General features: G+C 72.0%; 18 protein-coding genes. 4 read left to right on the plus strand and 14 right to left on the minus strand.

The features are described 5' to 3' along the window. Positions 1-86: 86 nt before the first annotated feature. The 8 genes from OG432_RS06480 to OG432_RS06515 form a co-directional block, all read right to left on the minus strand. Positions 87-824: a DUF3159 domain-containing protein gene (locus OG432_RS06480; RefSeq protein ID WP_328308627.1), complete on the minus strand. Its 738-nt coding sequence runs from the start codon at positions 822-824 to the stop codon at positions 87-89. Between the two features lie 3 nt (positions 825-827). Beyond that, a complete protein-coding gene (locus tag OG432_RS06485) occupies positions 828-1,226 on the minus strand; it encodes an OB-fold nucleic acid binding domain-containing protein (protein WP_078966308.1) in 399 nt (132 codons plus the stop codon). 119 nt (positions 1,227-1,345) lie between these two features. Beyond that, complete coding sequence (locus tag OG432_RS06490) at positions 1,346-2,038, minus strand: response regulator (RefSeq protein ID WP_328308634.1); 693 nt, start codon at positions 2,036-2,038, stop codon at positions 1,346-1,348. Between the two features lie 43 nt (positions 2,039-2,081). Next, on the minus strand, positions 2,082-4,625 hold the full coding sequence (locus OG432_RS06495) for a sensor histidine kinase KdpD (protein ID WP_328308636.1): 2,544 nt from the start codon (positions 4,623-4,625) through the stop codon (positions 2,082-2,084). Positions 4,626-4,808: 183 nt separating this feature from the next. Then, positions 4,809-5,543, minus strand: coding sequence for an ABC transporter ATP-binding protein (locus tag OG432_RS06500; protein WP_328308638.1), 735 nt, complete (start codon positions 5,541-5,543; stop codon positions 4,809-4,811). Between the two features lie 261 nt (positions 5,544-5,804). After that, a complete protein-coding gene (locus tag OG432_RS06505) occupies positions 5,805-6,587 on the minus strand; it encodes a DUF3710 domain-containing protein (protein ID WP_328308640.1) in 783 nt (260 codons plus the stop codon). 1 nt (position 6,588) lies between these two features. Next, positions 6,589-7,119 (minus strand): dUTP diphosphatase, encoded by a 531-nt coding sequence (gene dut / locus OG432_RS06510; RefSeq protein WP_328308642.1) that lies wholly within the window; start codon positions 7,117-7,119, stop codon positions 6,589-6,591. After that, a complete protein-coding gene (locus tag OG432_RS06515; RefSeq protein WP_328308644.1) occupies positions 7,119-7,703 on the minus strand; it encodes a PaaI family thioesterase in 585 nt (194 codons plus the stop codon). The genes dut and OG432_RS06515 overlap by 1 nt, the downstream gene beginning before the upstream one ends. Before the next feature lie 57 nt (positions 7,704-7,760). Between OG432_RS06515 and OG432_RS06520 the strand changes: the two genes are divergently transcribed. Then, positions 7,761-8,219, plus strand: a complete 459-nt coding sequence (locus OG432_RS06520; RefSeq protein ID WP_328308646.1) for a DUF3093 domain-containing protein — start codon at positions 7,761-7,763, stop codon at positions 8,217-8,219. A gap of 13 nt (positions 8,220-8,232) precedes the next feature. Here the strand turns inward: OG432_RS06520 and OG432_RS06525 are convergent, their stop codons facing one another. From OG432_RS06525 to OG432_RS06540, 4 genes are all read right to left on the minus strand, one after another. Further along, the gene (locus OG432_RS06525) at positions 8,233-9,243 is read right to left on the minus strand and encodes a hypothetical protein (RefSeq protein ID WP_328308648.1); all 1,011 of its coding nucleotides are present in this window, start codon (positions 9,241-9,243) and stop codon (positions 8,233-8,235) included. 11 nt (positions 9,244-9,254) lie between these two features. Beyond that, complete coding sequence (locus OG432_RS06530) at positions 9,255-9,551, minus strand: DUF4193 domain-containing protein (RefSeq protein WP_100575921.1); 297 nt, start codon at positions 9,549-9,551, stop codon at positions 9,255-9,257. A 394-nt stretch (positions 9,552-9,945) separates the two neighbouring features. After that, complete coding sequence (locus tag OG432_RS06535) at positions 9,946-11,184, minus strand: sensor histidine kinase (RefSeq protein ID WP_328308657.1); 1,239 nt, start codon at positions 11,182-11,184, stop codon at positions 9,946-9,948. 5 nt (positions 11,185-11,189) lie between these two features. Next, complete coding sequence (locus OG432_RS06540) at positions 11,190-11,843, minus strand: response regulator transcription factor (protein ID WP_328308659.1); 654 nt, start codon at positions 11,841-11,843, stop codon at positions 11,190-11,192. A gap of 389 nt (positions 11,844-12,232) precedes the next feature. On the opposite strand from OG432_RS06540, the gene OG432_RS06545 reads away from it, so the two are divergent. Continuing rightward, positions 12,233-12,403, plus strand: a complete 171-nt coding sequence (locus tag OG432_RS06545; protein ID WP_189390026.1) for a hypothetical protein — start codon at positions 12,233-12,235, stop codon at positions 12,401-12,403. Positions 12,404-12,504: 101 nt separating this feature from the next. Here OG432_RS06545 and OG432_RS06550 read toward each other — a convergent pair whose 3' ends face one another. Together OG432_RS06550 and OG432_RS06555 are read right to left on the minus strand one after the other, a co-directional pair. Further along, positions 12,505-13,305 carry an inositol monophosphatase family protein gene (locus OG432_RS06550; protein ID WP_328308662.1) on the minus strand — a complete coding sequence of 267 codons (801 nt, stop codon included), beginning with the start codon at positions 13,303-13,305 and terminating at the stop codon, positions 12,505-12,507. A gap of 9 nt (positions 13,306-13,314) precedes the next feature. Beyond that, on the minus strand, positions 13,315-14,472 hold the full coding sequence (locus OG432_RS06555) for a ferrochelatase (RefSeq protein ID WP_328308664.1): 1,158 nt from the start codon (positions 14,470-14,472) through the stop codon (positions 13,315-13,317). A gap of 141 nt (positions 14,473-14,613) precedes the next feature. Between OG432_RS06555 and OG432_RS06560 the strand changes: the two genes are divergently transcribed. Together OG432_RS06560 and OG432_RS06565 are read left to right on the plus strand one after the other, a co-directional pair. Then, positions 14,614-15,855, plus strand: a complete 1,242-nt coding sequence (locus OG432_RS06560) for an MFS transporter (protein ID WP_328308666.1) — start codon at positions 14,614-14,616, stop codon at positions 15,853-15,855. Continuing rightward, entirely contained in the window at positions 15,821-17,134 is a 1,314-nt protein-coding gene (locus tag OG432_RS06565; protein WP_328308668.1) for a D-arabinono-1,4-lactone oxidase, read from the plus strand. The genes OG432_RS06560 and OG432_RS06565 overlap by 35 nt, the downstream gene beginning before the upstream one ends. Positions 17,135-17,146 lie beyond the last annotated feature (12 nt).

Below are 17,146 nucleotides of genomic sequence, written 5' to 3' on the forward strand. Positions count from 1 at the left end.
AAGGGCCCGCGACCGTCGTGGTCGCGGGCCCTTCGGCTTCGGCTCGGTCGTGCGGCTCGGTGGTGCGGCTCGGCCGTGTGCGGGACCTACACCCCGGCTTCGCCGCGGGCCGCGGCCTTGCGGGCCTTCTCGGCCGCTTCCTCCGCCTCCATCTCGGCGAATACGTCGATCGGCGCCGGGGCCTTCGCGAGGAAGACCCAGGTGAGCCAGACGGCGAGCAGGAACGGCGGGATCTTCAGGGCGATCAGGACCCAGCCGAGCTGGGAGGTGTTGGCCCACCAGTACAGCGGGAAGAGGATCGCGCACTTGGCGAGCAGGATCAGGCCCCAGGCCCAACTGGCCTTCGCGTAGGCCTTCTTGCGGCCCGGGTTGCGGGTGCGCCAGGACAGGTTCTCCTTGAAGACCGGGCCGAGGATCAGTCCGATCAGCGGGACCCCGCACAACGTGGTGACGATGTAGGCGAGGGCGAGGCCCAGCGTGTAGAGCATGCCCGGCAGGTAGAAGTCCTTGGCGTTGCCCGTGATCATCGCGAAGACCACGCCGAAGGCCACGCCGAAGACGCCGCTGAAGGCGTGCTTCATGGTGTCCTTGCGGACCAGGCGGACCGCGACGAGCAGCAGCGACACCGCGAGGGCGGCGATCGCCGAGACGTGCAGGTCCTTGTTGATCGTGAAGATCGTGACGAAGAGCAGTCCCGGAAGGACCGTCTCCACCATGCCGCGGACCCCGCCGAACGCGTCGAAGAGCGCGGCCTCGGTCACGGCCTTCGCGTCGGCGGGCGGCGCGGGGGCGGGGGTGGTGGTCGGCTTGTCGACTGACGTCACCGGCTACTCCTGTCCGAGCGGTCGGAGTTCGTATTTGGGGTTGAACAGGACCCGCCGGCCGTGGCTCATGGAGATCCGGCCCGAAGCGATGAGCTTGCGGCCCGGCTCGATGCCCACGATCGAGCGCCGTCCCAGCCACACCACGTCCAGCGGGGCGGTGCCGTCGAAGAGCTCGGCCTCGAGCGCCGGCACACCCGCCCGTGGACGCAGGGTGACCGTCCGCAAGGTACCAGTGACTTTGACTATCTGGCGGTCGCTGCACTCGGAGATGCGGGTGCACCCCGTGGCCTGCGTGTCCTCCTGCAGTTCCGCGGAGTGCAAGTCCTCCTGCGAGGTGGACAGCCGGTCGAGCATCCGGCGGAAGCGCCCCGCGGGCTTCTCGGTACGAAGGTCAGCACTCATACAGAAAGGGTACCGGTGGCCACCCCCGCCGGATCGAAGAGTGTGGGCAGCACGGATTCCGCGGCCCTACCGCAGCGGTGTGAGGCGTTCCGGTCACCGGGGCGCCGCGGGAGGGCGGATCAGCGTTCGAAGCGGTAGCCCATGCCCGGCTCGGTGATGAAGTGGCGCGGGTGCGAGGGGTCGAGCTCCAGTTTGCGGCGCAGCTGGGCCATGTAGACCCGCAGGTAGTTCGTCTCGGTGCCGTAGGAGGGGCCCCAGACCTCCTGGAGCAACTGCTTCTGGCTGACCAGGCGGCCGGTGTTGCGCACGAGGACTTCGAGCAGGTGCCACTCGGTGGGCGTGAGGCGTACGTCGCGGCCCGCGCGGTTGACCTTCTTGGCGGCCAGGTCGACGGTGAAGCCCTCGGTCTCGACCGTCACCACGTCGTCGGCGCCGTCCGCGCCGCCGACCGGTTCCGCGCGGCGTACGGCGGCGCGCAGCCGGGCGAGGAGCTCGTCCATGCCGAAGGGCTTGGTGACGTAGTCGTCGGCGCCCGCGTCGAGCGCCTCGACCTTCTCGTCGGAGGTGTGGCGGGCGGAGAGCACCAGGATGGGGACCCGGGTCCAGCCGCGCAGCCCGCGGATGACGTCGACGCCGTCCATGTCGGGCAGGCCGAGGTCGAGCACCACCACGTCGGGGTGGCGAGCGGCGGCGAGCTGGAGGGCGCTCGCTCCGTCGGGGGCCGCGTCCACCTCGTACTTGCGTGCCTTGAGGTTGATCACGAGCGCGCGCACGATCTGCGGCTCGTCCTCGACCACGAGCACCCGGGTCATCTGGGATCCCTGCCTTCCGCGGTTGCGGTCTGAGCGGTTCGGTTCATGCGGCGCCCCCTGCGGTGAGGCCGGAGGTGGCGTGGGCGGGGCCGGGGGCGGCGCGGACGGTGAGGACCATGGTGAGGCCTCCGCCGGGGGTGTCCTCGGCGGCGAGCGTGCCACCCATGGCTTCGGCGAAGCCCCGGGCGACAGCGAGGCCGAGGCCCACTCCGGCGCCGCGCGGGGCGTCGCCGTAGCGCTGGAACGGCGCGAAGATGCGGTCCTTGGCGGCGTCCGGGACGCCGGGGCCGCGGTCGGTGACGCGGATCTCCACGCGGTCGGCGAGGGCGCTCGCGGCGACGGAGACGGGGCGGCCCGGCGGGCTGTACTTGACGGCGTTCTCCACCACGTTGGCGACGGCCCGCTCCAGGAGACCGGGGTCGACCTCGACCATGGGCAGCGTCTCGGGAACGTCCAGGACGACGCTGTCCTCGGGGACGCCGCCGAGCGCCATGGGGACCACCTCGTCGAGGTCGATCTCGCGGATCAGCGGGGTGACGGTGCCGGTCTGGAGGCGGGACATGTCGAGGAGGTTGCCGACGAGGTGGTCGAGCCGGTCGGCGCCCTCCTCGATGCCCTGGAGGAGCTCGGCGCGGTCCTCGTCGGACCAGTCGACGTCGTCGGAGCGCAGCGAACTCACGGCGGCCTTGATCGAGGCGAGCGGGGTGCGCAGGTCGTGGCTGACGGCGGCGAGCAGCGCGGTGCGGATGCGGTTGCCCTCGGCGAGCTTGCGCGCCTCCTCGGCCTCGCCGAGCAGGCGCCTGCGGTCCACGACGACGGCGGCCTGGGCGGCGAAGGCGCCGAGCACGCGCCGGTCCTCGGCGGGCAGGACGCGCCCCGACAGGGCGAGCGCCATGTGGTCGCCGACCGGCATGTCGACGTCCGCGTCCTCGGGGCGGGCCACCGGGTGCGGGCCGACGCTGCCCGCGCACGTCCAGGGCTCCACGTCGCCGGCCCGTTCCAGGAGGGCGACGGACTGCATGGCGAAGGTCTCGCGGACCCGTTCCAGGAGGGCGTCCAGGCTGGTCTCGCCGCGCAGGACGCTGCCCGCGAGGAAGGAGAGGATCTCGGATTCAGCGCGCAGCCGGGCGGCCTGGTGGGTGCGGCGGGCCGCGAGGTCGACGACGGACGCCACCGAGACGGCCACCAGGACGAAGATGACGATGGCGACGATGTTCTTCGGGTCGGCGATCGTGACCTGGTGGACGGGCGGCGTGAAGAAGTAGTTCAGGAGGAACGAACCGAACGCGGCCGACGCGAGCGCGGGGAGCAGTCCGCCGAGCAGCGCCGCGGCCACCGTCAGGGTCAGGAAGAGCAGCATGTCGTTGGCGAGCCCGAGGCCGGCCTCGACGTTGGTGAGCAGCACCGTCAGCAGCGCGGGGCCGATCACCCCGGCCGCCCAGCCCCACACGATGCGGACCCGTCCGAGCCGGGCGCCGCGCGCGACGGGCAGACCGCGGCCCTTGGCGACCGCCTCGTGCGTGACGATGTGGACATCGAGGTCGGGGCCCGAGTCCCGGGCCACGGTCTGTCCGACGCCGGGGCCCAGGATGTACTGCCAGGCCTTGCGGCGGCTGGAGCCGAGCACGATCTGTGTGGCGTTGACGCCGCGGGCGAAGGCGAGCAGCGCTGCGGGGATGTCGTCGCCTATGACGTGGTGGAAGCTCCCGCCGAGGTCCTCGACGAGGGTGCGCTGGACGGCGAGCTCCTTCGGCGAGGCGGAGGTGAGCCCGTCGCTCCTGGCCACATACACCGCGAGGACCTCGCTGCCGGAGCCCTTGGCGGCCATGCGGGCGGCCCGGCGGATGAGGGTGCGTCCCTCGGGGCCGCCGGTGAGGCCGACGACGATGCGCTCGCGCGCCTGCCAGGTCGACTTGATGTCGTGCTCGCCGCGGTACTGCTGGAGGTACTCGTCGACGCGGTCGGCGACCCAGAGCAGCGCCAGCTCGCGCAGCGCGGTGAGGTTGCCGGGGCGGAAGTAGTTGGAGAGGGCGGCGTCGACCTTGTCGGACTGGTAGACGTTGCCGTGCGCCATGCGGCGGCGCAGCGCCTGGGGCGACATGTCGACGAGCTCGATCTGGTCGGCGCGGCGCACCACCTCGTCGGGCACCGTCTCGCGCTGGCGTACGCCGGTGATCGACTCCACGACGTCGCCGAGGGACTCCAGGTGCTGGATGTTGACGGTGGACACGACGTCGATGCCGGCGGCGAGCAGTTCCTCGACGTCCTGCCAGCGCTTGGTGTTGCGGGCGCCGGGCACATTGCTGTGCGCCAGTTCGTCCACGAGGGCGACGGCGGGGCGCCGGTCGAGGACCGCGTCGACGTCCATCTCGGTGAAGGCGGCCCCGCGGTGGTCGATCGTGCGTCGCCGGACCTGTTCCAGGCCGTGCAGCATCACTTCGGTGCGGGGCCTGCCGTGGTGCTCGACGAGGGCGACGACGCAGTCGGTGCCGCGCTCGACGCGGCGGTGCGCCTCGGAGAGCATGGCGTACGTCTTGCCGACGCCCGGCGCCGCGCCGAGATAGATCCGAAGCTTGCCGCGTGCCATGGCCCCATTGTCTTTCAGAATGCAGATGCGTACGCTGCGTCGACCTTACGGCCAACAATTGCGGCAAATGGGGTGGGGGTGGGGCGGGGGGCGCGTATTGACGCGATTCTGACGCGCCGGCCGGTCCGAGCGCGCGGGCCGGGCGGGGGGACCGCGGGCCGGGGACCGACGGGTGGGCCGTGATCAGCCGTGGTCGGTGATGTGCCCGTCGTTGAGCTCCAGGACGCGGTCGGCGAGGCCCAGGAGCTGGCTGTCGTGGGTGGCGACCAGGACGGTGACGCCCTCGCTGCGTACGACGGCGCGCAGCAGCTCCATCACCGCGAGACCGGTGTCGGCGTCGAGCTGGCCCGTGGGCTCGTCCGCGATGAGCAGGGACGGGCGGTTGGCCAGGGCGCGGGCGATGGCGACGCGCTGCTGCTGCCCGCCGGAGAGCTCCCCGGGACGCTGGGCCGCGTGGTCGCCGAGGCCGACGAGGGAGAGCAGCAGGGCGGCGCGCTCCTCGCGCTCGCGCGGGTCGGCCTTCTTCAGCCGCATCGGGACGCCCACGTTCTCGGCGGCGCTGAGGATGGGGATGAGGCCGAAGGACTGGAAGATGAAGCCGATGCGGTCGCGGCGCAGCTCCAGGAGGCCCTGCTCCCCCAGGCTTCCGACGTCGGTGCCGTCGACGGTGATGGTGCCGCCGTCCGGCCTGTCGAGGCCGCCGAGGAGGTTGAGCAGCGTCGTCTTGCCGGAGCCCGAGCGCCCCTTGAGGGCGACCAGTTCACCGCGCGGCACCTCGAAGGAGACCCCGCGCAGCGCGTGCACGGCGGCGGCGCCGCTGCCGTACGAGCGGTGCAGGCCCTCCACCGTGACCATGGCGCCGCTCGGCAGGCCGTCCGCGACGGCCGTGCCGCCCTGTCCGCTGGTGCTCCGGGTCATGCCAGTGTCCCCCGTACGTTCGTGTGCGCGGCCGGCCGCCAGTATGTGCGGGGCGCACCGGGCCGGGCAATGGAACGAAGGCGGTCTGCCCGGATCGCCCGCGCGGGGAAGGCCTTTCGGGCAACGCGGAGCCGGAATCCGCGGACGCGCGGCGCAGGACGGGGCGGCAGCCGGGCCAGGAAGGGTCCGGGGACGCCGATGGGCCGCGCCCCCGTGCGGGGGTGCGGCCCATCGGTCATACGGGCGTTACGGGCATACGGGTCAGCGGATCTCGGTGACCTCGGGGCCGCGCTGGAGCTGGCCCATGCCGCCGGAGAAGCGCGAGCCCTCCTGGTCCTCCTGCTGGACGCCCTCGGGCACCATCTGCGCGTCGTTGGGCAGCTTCAGGACGATCGGGTCGCGGGGCGCCATCGGGCCCTCACCGCGCACCACGACGGTGTCGCGGAAGATCGTCTCCAGGAGCCCGGCGGCCTGCGGCTGCACCGCGCCCTGGCCGGAGATGACCCCGCGCAGGAACCAGCGCGGTCCGTCCACACCCACGAAGCGCACCAGCTGGACGCCGTTGGTCCCGTCGGGCAGCTGTACGGGGACCTGTGCCCGCAGCTCCCAGCCGAGCGGGCCCTCGACCTCGTCGATGATGCCGCCCTGCTGGGTGATGCCGGTGGCGATCTCCTCGCGGACCTCGCCCCAGATGCCTTCCTTCTTCGGTGCCGCGAAGGCCTGCAGCTGGACCGCGCTGTCGTTCAGGACGACCGTGGCCGCCACGATCGCGTCGCCCGCGACCTCGACCCGCAGCTCCATGCCCTCGACCCCGGGGACGAAGAGGCCGCCGAGGTCGACCCTGCCCTCTCCGGGCTCGGTCACCTCGGAGACGTCCCAGGGTCCGTCCGGACGGGGCGCGGGCGGCAGGTTCACCCTGCGCACCCCGGCTCCGTCGCCGGCCTCGCTGTCGTCGGCCTCCGTGCCGTCGACGACCTGCTCGGCCTCGCCCGGCGCGTCCGCCGCGTCGTCCGCGGATCCACTCTTCTTGCGACGTCCGAACACGTCACTGTCCTTCCCGGTCGGATACGACCGAAGCGTATCGATTCCCACCCGTTGTGCCGCCATCGGCGGCCGAACCGCCCACGGCGGCGTGACCGCCGGTGGACCCGAAGCCCCCCTCGGCCCGCGCCGAGCCGGGAAGCTCCGCCACCTCGTGGAAGCGCACCTTCTCGACCTGCTGGACAACCAGTTGGGCAATGCGGTCGAAACGCTCGAACCGCACGCTCTCGCGCGGGTCGAGGTTGACCACGATCACCTTGATCTCTCCACGGTACCCGGCATCCACCGTCCCCGGGGCATTCACCAGGGCGACACCGCACCGGGCGGCGAGCCCCGAACGGGGGTGCACGAAGGCCGCGTACCCGTCGGGCAGCGCGACGGAAACACCGGTCGCCAGAACCGCCCGTTCACCCGGGGCGAGCTCGGCGGCGTCGGTGGTCACCAGATCGACCCCGGCGTCGCCCGGGTGCCCGTACGCCGGAATCGGCACCTCCGGGTCGACACGGCGGATGAGGACGTCCACGGGTTCGCGCATCACGGGTTCACCTCGAAGGCGCGGGCGCGCCTGACCTGGTCGGGATCGGACATCGCGGCCTGGATCTCGGCCGGGCGTCCGTTGTCGATGAAGTGGTCCACCTTCACCTCGATGAAGAGGGCCTGGGCCCGGACCGCCACGGGCCCCTCGGGGCCGCCGATGCGGCCGGTGGCCCGGGAGTAGATCTTGCGGCCGGCCACGGCCGTGACCTCGGCCGCCAGGTGCAGCACGGTGCCGACCGGGACCGGGCGGGCGAAATCCGTCTCCAGGCGGCCGGTCACCGCGATGACCCGGAGCAGCCAGTTCAGCGAGCCGAGCGTCTCGTCGAGCGCGGTCGCGAGGACCCCGCCGTGGGCGAGCCCGGGGGCGCCCTGGTGGGCCTCCCGCACGGTGAACTCGGCGGTGACGGTAACTCCCTGCCCGGCGCGCGCGGCCAGGTGCAGTCCATGGGGCTGTCCGTCGCCGCAGCCGAAGCAGTGCCCGTAGTGCGCACCGAGCAGCTCACCGGGCGCGGGCGCCTCGGGGTGCCGCACCGGCGCCGTGGCGTCGGCCGGGGGCGTCAAGGACGCAGATGTAGCAGTCACAGGCGCAGACCTTACCCGCGGTCAGGGAGCGGGTCGCGCCGTGCCAAGCTAGCTTTCATGCAGCCCCATGCCCCGCAGTACGCAGAACGCCTCACCGCACCCCGCTCCTGGTGGTTCATCTCCGTCCTGGTCGGCGTCGCGTGCGCGCTCATGCTGCTGCCGGTGGGCACGCTGCCGATGCTGGCCGGTCTGGTCGGCGGCACCGCGGTGTCGTGGGTGGTGGTGAGCTCGTACGGGTCGATCAGGATCCGGGTGCTCCCGGACACCCTGGTCGCGGGCGAGGCCCGGATCCCGGTGAAGGCGCTGGGCGAACCCGAGATCCTGGACGCCGACGAGGCGCGGGCCTGGCGGCTGCACAAGGCGGATCCGCGCGCGTACATGCTGCTGCGGGCGTACATTCCGACGGCGCTGAAGGTGGAGATCACGGACCCGGCGGACCCGACGCCCTACGTCTACCTCTCGACGCGTGACCCCGAGGCCCTGAGGGCGGCGCTGAACGCGGCCCGCACGGCCTGAGGCGCTCGGCCGCTCAGCGGCCGAGTTCCTTGGGGATGCCGCCCGGCGGCAGCGGGTCGTGCGGCTGTTCCAGGGCCGGCAGGTCCGGCAGCGCGTCCCAGGGCACCTGACGCCGGCGCAGGTCCTTCCGCACGTGCCCGGCGAGCTTCTTGGTGTCCCGGCGGTTCATCACGGCGCCGACGGCCGCGCCGACCATGAACGGCGTCAGGTTCGGCAGATTGCGGACCATGCGCTTCATGATCTGCTGGCGCAGTTCGCGCTTCATCTGGCCGCCGAGCGCGAAGTTGAGCGTCGCCGGCTTGGTCACGTCGATGCCGCGCTCCTCCGTCCACGACGTCAGATACGCCATCGACCGCTCTTTGAGCGTGCCGGGCGGGCGCATTCCGTAGACCTCGTGCAGCTCGGCGATCAGCTTCAGTTCGATGGCGGCGACGCCCGTGATCTCCGCGGCGAGCTCGGCGGGCATCGCGGGCGGGACGGGCAGCATCGCGGCCGCGCCGATGCCCGCGCCGACCGTGGAGGTGCCGTTGGCGGCGCCCGCGATCAGCTTGTCGGCGATCTCCTCCGGGCCGAGCCCGGGAAACTGGGCGCGCAGGGTCGCCAGGTCCCGCACCGGGATGCGGGGGGCGACGTCGATGATCCGGTCGGCAAGGTGGCCGAGCGAGGCCTTCACGCCCTCGCCGCTCTTGCGTACGCCCTTCTTGAGCACCGGCACGCTCCTTTTCAGGGCGGGAACACCCTTGTCGAGAGCGCCCCTGCGCAGGGCGTCCAGGCGTCGGACCCCGGCCGCGGGTCCCGCCTCGTCCTCCGTCCGCGGCGCCGTGACGGCTGCTTCGAGCGAGGCCTGGTGGCCCCGCTCCGCGTCACGTGCACCGTCGACGGCGCTCACCGCAGGGAGGCCGGCCGGCTCGGCGGAGGCTTCCGCGCCTTCTGCCGGGCCTGTGCCGCCCTGTGGTGCCTCGGTGGAGCCCGGGGCACCCTTCCTCCGGAACGGTCGCTTCCGGGGCGGTTCAGCGCCTGTCATGGCCGGCCTGCTCAGTCGCAGTCGCGGCAGATGGGCTGGCCGTTCTTCTCGCGGGCCAGCTGGCTGCGGTGGTGCACGAGGAAGCAGCTCATGCAGGTGAACTCGTCGGCCTGCTTGGGCAGGACGCGGACGGCGAGCTCTTCGTTGGACAGGTCCGCGCCGGGCAGTTCCATGCCCTCGGCGGCCTCGAAGTCGTCGACGTCGACGGTCGAGGTGGACTTGTCGTTGCGCCGTGCCTTCAGCTCTTCAAGGCTGTCGGAATCGACGTCGTCATCGGTCTTGCGTGGGGTGTCGTAGTCCGTTGCCATGTCGCTCTCCCCCTCTTGGGTAGTTGCGGTGTCTCAGCGCACGTAACGCGTGAGAGGCCGGACTCGTGCCCGACCTGAGGCGGAGATTTTGCCTCACATCAAGGTCTGTTACTCAATCGACACCCAACCGCACTCCTTCAGAGTGCTCGTCTTGGATGGCGATCGGGACCGTACACGGTCCTAATGTCGCACTTCACCAGTGCCACCTCGTGTACTTCCCGTGATCCCACCCCCCGGAAACCCGGACTTTTACCGGGATTCCAGGGGATTTAACGATCACGGAGAGTAGGTGGCCGGAAGTTTGCCTTTGTGACTGATCACACACGAAACTCTCAGGAACAGGTCCAGAAAATTCCGCGCAAAGCGAACTGTCACCGCAGCTCCGAGCAGCGTCTCAGACCGGGAGGGTGACACGCATCACGAGGCCGCCGCCTTCGCGGGGCTCCGCGATGATACGGCCTCCGTGAGCCCGCGCCACCGACCGGGCGATGGACAGGCCCAGTCCGACGCCCTTGTCGCTGCCGGTGCGCTCGGTGCGCAGCCGCCTGAACGGCTCGAAGATGTTGTCGATCTCGTACGCCGGGACCACGGGCCCCGTGTTGGTCACCAGGAGCGTCGCGTGCCCCTCCCTGAGCTCGGTGACCACCTCGACCCAGCCGTCCTCGGGGATGTTGTACCGGACCGCGTTCTGGACCAGGTTCAGCGCGATCCGCTCCAGGAGCACGCCGTTGCCCTGGACGACGGCGGGGCTCCGCTCGCCGCGGATCTCGACGCCCTTGGCCTCGGCCTCGTTCCTGGCCTGGTCCAGGGCGCGGGAGGCCACCTCGGCGAGGTCGACGGGCTTGCGGTCGACGATCTCGTTGTCGCTGCGGGCGAGCAGCAGCAGCCCCTCCACGAGCTGCTCGCTGCGCTCGTTGGTGGCGAGCAGCGTCTTGCCGAGCTGCTGGAGCTCGACCGGGGCGCCGGGATCGGAGAGGTGCACTTCGAGCAGGGTGCGGTTGATGGCGAGCGGGGTGCGCAGCTCGTGCGAGGCGTTGGCCACGAAGCGCTGCTGCGCGGTGAAGGCGCGCTCCAGGCGGTCCAGCATCTCGTCGAAGGTGTCGGAGAGCTCCTTGAGCTCGTCGTCGGGGCCGTCGAGCTCGATGCGCCGGGTCAGGTCCGTGCCGGCCACGCGGCGGGCGGTACGGGTGATCCTGCCGAGCGGCGACAGGACGCGGCCGGCCATCGCGTAGCCGAAGGCGAAAGCGATGACGCTGAGGCCGACCAGGGCGAGCAGGGAGCGGCTGAGGAGGTTGTCGAGGGCGTGCTGGCGCTGTTGGGCCATGCAGACGCCGATGGCGTCGTTGATCTCCTGGAAGGTTCCCGACGCGGGCAGCTGGCAGCTGCTGCTGGACAGCGCGATGCCCTGGCCGCCCACGATCTTGAAGGGGGCGCTGCCGGCGTGCAGGGCCTGGGCGGCGAGCAGGTAGATGATCGAGAGGAGCAGTATCCCCGCGATCATGAACATGCCGCCGTAGAGCAGGGTGAGGCGTATGCGGATGGTGGGCCTGAGCCAGGGGAAGGGCGGTTCGGCCGACTTCGGGGCCCAGGTGGGCTTGGGGGGCGCCGTGGGGGGCGCCGGCGTGGCGGCCACCGCCGTCAGATCCGGTAACCGGAGCCCGGCACGGTGACGATCACCGGGGGCTCGCCGAGCTTGCGGCGCAGGGTCATGACGGTGACCCGTACGACGTTGGTGAACGGGTCGGTGTTCTCGTCCCAGGCCTTCTCCAGGAGCTGCTCGGCCGAGACCACGGCGCCCTCGCTGCGCATGAGGACCTCAAGGACGGCGAACTCCTTGGGCGCGAGCTGGATCTCCTTGCCCTCCCGGAACACCTCGCGGCGGTTGGGGTCCAGCTTGATGCCCGCCCGCTCCAGGATGGGCGGCAGGGGCACGGTGGTGCGCCGGCCGAGCGCGCGCACGCGGGCGGTCAGCTCGGTGAAGGCGAACGGCTTGGGCAGATAGTCGTCCGCGCCGATCTCCAGGCCCTCGACCCGGTCGCTGACGTCGCCCGCGGCGGTCAGCATCAGGACGCGGGTGGCCATGCCCAGTTCGACGATCTTGCGGCAGACGTCGTCGCCGTGGACGAGCGGGAGGTCCCGGTCGAGCACGACCACGTCGTAGTCGTTCACTCCGATCCGCTCCAGGGCCGCGGCGCCGTCGTACACGACGTCGACGGCCATGGCCTCCCGGCGCAGTCCGGTGGCCACCGCATCGGCGAGCAGCTGCTCGTCCTCGACGACGAGTACGCGCACGGCGCATTTCCTTCCCTAGGACCCGCGTCGTGCGCGGGCACATCTGTGCACTGAACCAGTGACTGTCCGCTTCCATCCTGCCCCTTACGCCCATAAACCGGCGGTAAGGCGCTGCCCGGCCGGTGCCCGCCCCGACCTGCGTCTTCCGGCCGGGACACGGCAGGCACGGCGCCGGGACCTGTGCCGGGACGCGTGCGGGGACGCGGGGTCGGCGCGGGAATGAACTGGATTGGCGCGGCAGTTGAGGTTTCTTTGAGAGTGGGCTTGGGGAAGACGTCTGCACACCCCGCGATCACGCCCCGGCTGTGGCCTGCCACACCCTGACGTCGTGGTCGCTACCCACCGTCGGCACATCCCCGTGCCACCGACCCACGACGAGGGGGCGCACCATGGACGCTTTCACCGCAGGACTTCTGCAGCGCATAAGGACCACGGAAACCGACCTCACACGGGCGCGCGAGACCGGCGACGACTTCCTCGCCGACGTCGAGCAGGCGGAGCTGGACGACCTGCGTCGTCTGGCCGCCGAGCACGGCGTAGAAGTAGCCGTAGCGCTCTGATCCCATCCACCGGGAAACCCCGGCGCCGCACCGCGGCGCCGGGGTTTCGTCATGCCGGGGGCGCCGGGCAGGCCCGCCCCCCGGGGCCGCGGGCGCCGGGCTCAGTCGTGCCAGGCGCCGTGCTCCTCCAGGAGCGCCTGGAGGGGGCCGAAGACCTCCGGGGACGCGGCGACCGTGAGTTCGCGCGAGGGGGTCTCCCCCGGCCGTCCGCCGGTGAGCGCGCCGGCCTCGCGGGCGATCAGGTCGCCCGCGGCCAGGTCCCACGGGTTCAGGCCGCGCTCGTAGTACCCGTCGAGCCGGCCGGCCGCCACGTCGCACAGGTCGATCGCCGCCGAGCCGCCGCGGCGGATGTCGCGGAACCGTGGGATCAGCCGCTGGGCCACGTCCGCCTGGTGGGCGCGGACGGAGTGGACGTAGGCGAAGCCCGTGCCGATGAGGGACTGCGCGAGCGGAGCCGGGGGGCGGCAGCGCAGCCGGTGCTCGCCCTCGAAGGCGCCGCCGCCGAGGACGGCGTGATAGGTCTCGCCGCGCATCGGGGCGGCGACCACGCCCGCGACCCGCTCGCCGTCCAACTCGGCGGCGATGGAGACGGCCCACGTGGGCAGCCCGTACAGATAGTTGACGGTTCCGTCGAGCGGGTCGATGACCCAGCGCACCCCGCTGGTGCCCTCGCTGGAGGAGCCCTCCTCGCCGAGGAACCCGTCATCGGGGCGGCGCTCGGCGAGATAGCCGGTGATCAGCTTCTCGGCGGCGATGTCCATCTCGGTCACCACGTCGACGGGGCTGGACTTGGTGGTGGCGACGGCGAGGTCGGCGGGCCGGCCGTCGCGCAGCAGCGCGCCGGCCCGCCGGGCGGCCTCCATGGCCAGGTCCAGCAGGTCGCGGTGGAGGGGGTCGGTCATCGGTGCTCCTTACGCGTACGGGCTGTCGGCGCCGGCCGCCGCGGACTTGGCGGCGCCGCGGGCGGCGGGGCAGCAGCCGACGGGGCAGAGGTCGTGCGAAGGGCCCAGGGCGCCGAGCGCGCACCGCTGCGGCCCCGCCCCGCGCTCGGTGGCGGCCCGCTCGACGACGAGCTCGCGCACGGCCGCGGCGAAGCGGGGATCGGCCCCGACGGTGGCGGAACGGGCCACGGGGAGCCCGAGCTCGGCGGCCTTGGCGGTGGCCTCCGTGTCGAGGTCGTACAGGACCTCCATGTGGTCGGAGACGAAGCCGATGGGGACCATGACGACGGCCGGCGCGCCCTCGCCGTGCACGGCCTCCAGGTGGTCGCAGATGTCGGGTTCGAGCCAGGGGGTGTGCGGGGCGCCGGAGCGGGACTGGTAGACCAGCCGCCAGGGCCGCTCGACACCGGTCTCGGCGCGCACCGCGTCGGCGATCGTCCGCGCCACGTCGAGGTGCTCGCGCACATAGGCGCCGCCGTCGCCGTGCTCCTCGACGGGGCCGGAGGTGTCGGCGGCCGCCTCGGGGATCGAGTGGGTGGTGAAGGCGAGGTGGGCGCCCGCGCGCACGTCCTCGGGCAGCCCGGCGAGCGCGGCGAGGACGCCGTCGGTCATGGGCCGCACGAAGCCGGGGTGGTTGAAGTAGTGCCGCAGCTTGTCGACCCGCGGCACGGCGAGCCCCTCGGCCTCCAGCGTGGCCAGTGCCTCGGCGAGGTTCTCGCGGTACTGGCGGCAGCCCGAGTACGAGGCGTAGGCGCTGGTGGCGAGGACCGCGATGCGACGGTGGCCGTCGGCGGCCATCTCGCGCAGGGTGTCGGTGAGGTAGGGCGCCCAGTTCCGGTTGCCCCAGTACACCGGCAGGTCCAGGCTGTTCTGCGCGAAGTCCTTGCGCAGGGCGTCGAGCAGCGCGCGGTTCTGCTCGTTGATGGGGCTCACTCCACCGAAGAGGAAGTAGTGCTGCCCCACCTCCTTGAGCCGCTCCCTCGGGATGCCGCGGCCGCGCGTCACGTTCTCCAGGAACGGGACCACGTCGTCGGGGCCTTCGGGGCCGCCGAAGGAGAGCAGCAGCAGGGCGTCGTACGGGGCGGCGGCCGAGGCCGCTCCGCGAGCTTCATCGTGCAGTTCGGACATGACTCGATCCTGCCATCCGCCACTGACGGACGGCCCACCGAGCCCGGTGGACGGAGCCGGAAAAGGCGGTGCGCAGGTCCACTTCAGCGTCGTAAGCTTTAGGAATTAATTACACGCGTCACGCCGGATCCGGAGCCCCCGTTGCCCAGTCCCTATCGCGCGATCTTCGCCGCCCCCGGCACCAAGGGGTTCTCCGCCGCCGGTCTGCTCGGCCGGATGCCGCTGTCGATGATGGGCATCGGCGTGGTGACGATGATCTCCCAGCTCACCGGGCGGTACGGCCTGGCCGGCGCGCTCTCGGCGACGCTCGCCATGTCGGCCGCCGTCATCGGCCCCCAGATATCCCGGCTCGTGGACCGGCACGGCCAGCGCAGGGTGCTGCGCCCGGCCACCCTGGTCTCGGTGGCCGCCGTGACCGGTCTGCTCGTCTGCGCCCAGCGCGGCGCCCCCGACTGGACCCTGTTCGTCTTCGCCGCGGGCGCCGGCTGCGTGCCGAGCGTCGGCTCCATGGTCCGGGCCCGCTGGGCCGAGATCTACCGCGGCGACGCCCAGAACCTGCACACGGCCTACTCGTGGGAATCGATCGTCGACGAGCTGTGCTTCATCCTCGGGCCCATCCTGTCCATCGGGCTCTCCACCGCCTGGTTCGCCGAAGCCGGCCCGCTGATCGCCGCCTGCTTCCTGGTGGCCGGGGTGCTCTGGCTGACCGCCCAGCGCGGCACCGAGCCCGTACCGCACCCGCACGAGCACCACAGCGGCCGCTCCGCGCTGAGTTCGCGCGGGCTCCAGGTCCTGGTCGCCACCTTCGTCGCCACCGGCGCGATCTTCGGCTCGGTCGACGTGGTCACGGTGGCCTTCGCCGACGAGCGGGGCCACAAGGCGCTGGCCAGTCTGGTCCTCGCCGTGTACGCCCTCGGCTCGTGCCTGGCCGGAGCCGTGTTCGGGCTGCTGCGCCTGCGGGGCTCCGCCTCGACCAGGTGGCTGGTGGGCGTGTGTGCGATGGCGGTGAGTATGATCCCGCTCCAACTGGCCGGGAACCTGCCGTTCCTTGCCGTGACGCTCTTTGTCGCGGGTCTGTTCATCGCGCCGACGATGGTGACGACGATGGCCCTCGTCGAACAGCACGTACCGCGCAGCAGGCTCACCGAGGGCATGACCTGGACCAGCACCGGGCTCGCGGTCGGTGTGGCGCTCGGCTCCTCCGCCGCCGGTTGGGTGGTGGACGCGGCGGGCGCACAGGCGGGGTACCTGGTGTCCGGCGTGTCGGGAACGCTCGCGGCGGTGGTGGCGTTCCTGGGGTACCGCCGGCTTCGCAGGCCGGTGCCGCATCGGGAGGGGCTCGGAGCAGATGAGCGGAGCGAACGGCAGCAGCACCTGGCGTAACTGGGCGGGCAATGTCACCGCCCGGCCGGCGAGGGAGGCCACCCCGGCCTCCGTGGCCGAACTGGCCGCGGAGGTACGCAGGGCCGCCGAGGACGGCCTGACGGTGAAGGCGGTCGGCACCGGCCACTCCTTCACGTCGGCCGCCGCGACCGACGGCGTGCTCATACGCCCCGGCCTGCTGACCGGCATCCGCGAGATCGACCGCGCCGCGATGACCGTCACCGTGGAGGCCGGCACACCGCTGAAGCGGCTCAACGCGGCGCTGGCGCGGGAGGGTCTCTCGCTCACCAACATGGGCGACATCATGGAGCAGACGGTCGCCGGAGCGACGAGCACCGGCACCCACGGCACCGGCCGCGAATCGGCGTCGATCGCCGCCCAGATCACGGCACTTGAACTGGTGACCGCCGACGGCTCGCTCCTGACCTGTTCCGCGAAGGAGAACCCCGAGGTCTTCGCCGCGGCCCGGATCGGGCTCGGCGCGCTCGGCATCGTCACCGCGATCACCTTCGCCGTGGAGCCGGTGTTCTGGCTCACGGCCCGCGAGGAGCCGATGGCCTTCGACCGGGTCACCGCCGACTTCGACGAGCTGTACGCGGAGAACGAGCACTTCGAGTTCTACTGGTTCCCGCACACCGGCAATTGCAACACCAAGCGCAACAACCGCAGCGCGGGTCCCGCGGCCCCGCCGGGGAGGGTGCGGGCCTGGATCGACGACGAGTTCATGTCCAACGGGCTCTTCCAGGCGGTGTGTTCGCTCGGCCGGGTCGCGCCCGCGACCATCCCGGCCATCGCCAAGGTCTCCAGCAGGGCGCTCTCCGCCCGCTCCTACACCGACATCCCCTACAAGGTGTTCACCAGCCCGCGCCGGGTGCGGTTCGTGGAGATGGAGTACGCCCTGCCGCGCGAGGCCGCCGTCGGGGCGCTGCGCGAGGTGAAGGCACTGGTGGACCGCTCGCCGCTGCGCGTGAGCTTCCCCGTGGAGGTCCGTACCGCGCCCGCCGACGACATCGCGCTCTCCACCGCCTCGGGCCGGGAGAGCGCGTACATAGCCGTGCACATGTTCAAGGGCACGCCGTACCAGGCCTACTTCACGGCGGTCGAGCGGATCATGACGGAGCACGCGGGCCGACCGCACTGGGGCAAGCTGCACACGCGGGACGCGGCGTACTTCGCGGAGGCCTACCCCCGCTTCGGCGAGTTCACCGCGCTGCGCGACCGGCTCGACCCCGAGCGCCGCTTCGCCAACGCCTATCTGCGGCGCGTGCTGGGCGACTGACCGGGGCCGTCC

Origin of the sequence: Streptomyces sp. NBC_00442 (assembly GCF_036014195.1) — a bacterium.
GTDB lineage: Bacteria > Actinomycetota > Actinomycetes > Streptomycetales > Streptomycetaceae > Streptomyces.

What these genes read in the sequence shown, in the direction of transcription:
- OG432_RS06485 (WP_078966308.1), bottom strand. Translation starts at nt 1,226, where the DNA reads ATGAGTGCTGACCTTCGTACCGAGAAGCCCGCGGGGCGCTTCCGCCGG.
- OG432_RS06490 (WP_328308634.1), bottom strand. Translation starts at nt 2,038, where the DNA reads ATGACCCGGGTGCTCGTGGTCGAGGACGAGCCGCAGATCGTGCGCGCG.
- OG432_RS06495 (WP_328308636.1), bottom strand. Translation starts at nt 4,625, where the DNA reads ATGGCACGCGGCAAGCTTCGGATCTATCTCGGCGCGGCGCCGGGCGTC.
- OG432_RS06500 (WP_328308638.1), bottom strand. Translation starts at nt 5,543, where the DNA reads ATGACCCGGAGCACCAGCGGACAGGGCGGCACGGCCGTCGCGGACGGC.
- dut (WP_328308642.1), bottom strand. Translation starts at nt 7,119, where the DNA reads ATGCGCGAACCCGTGGACGTCCTCATCCGCCGTGTCGACCCGGAGGTG.
- OG432_RS06520 (WP_328308646.1), top strand. Translation starts at nt 7,761, where the DNA reads ATGCAGCCCCATGCCCCGCAGTACGCAGAACGCCTCACCGCACCCCGC.
- OG432_RS06525 (WP_328308648.1), bottom strand. Translation starts at nt 9,243, where the DNA reads ATGACAGGCGCTGAACCGCCCCGGAAGCGACCGTTCCGGAGGAAGGGT.
- OG432_RS06530 (WP_100575921.1), bottom strand. Translation starts at nt 9,551, where the DNA reads ATGGCAACGGACTACGACACCCCACGCAAGACCGATGACGACGTCGAT.
- OG432_RS06545 (WP_189390026.1), top strand. Translation starts at nt 12,233, where the DNA reads ATGGACGCTTTCACCGCAGGACTTCTGCAGCGCATAAGGACCACGGAA.
- OG432_RS06550 (WP_328308662.1), bottom strand. Translation starts at nt 13,305, where the DNA reads ATGACCGACCCCCTCCACCGCGACCTGCTGGACCTGGCCATGGAGGCC.
- OG432_RS06555 (WP_328308664.1), bottom strand. Translation starts at nt 14,472, where the DNA reads ATGTCCGAACTGCACGATGAAGCTCGCGGAGCGGCCTCGGCCGCCGCC.
- OG432_RS06565 (WP_328308668.1), top strand. Translation starts at nt 15,821, where the DNA reads ATGAGCGGAGCGAACGGCAGCAGCACCTGGCGTAACTGGGCGGGCAAT.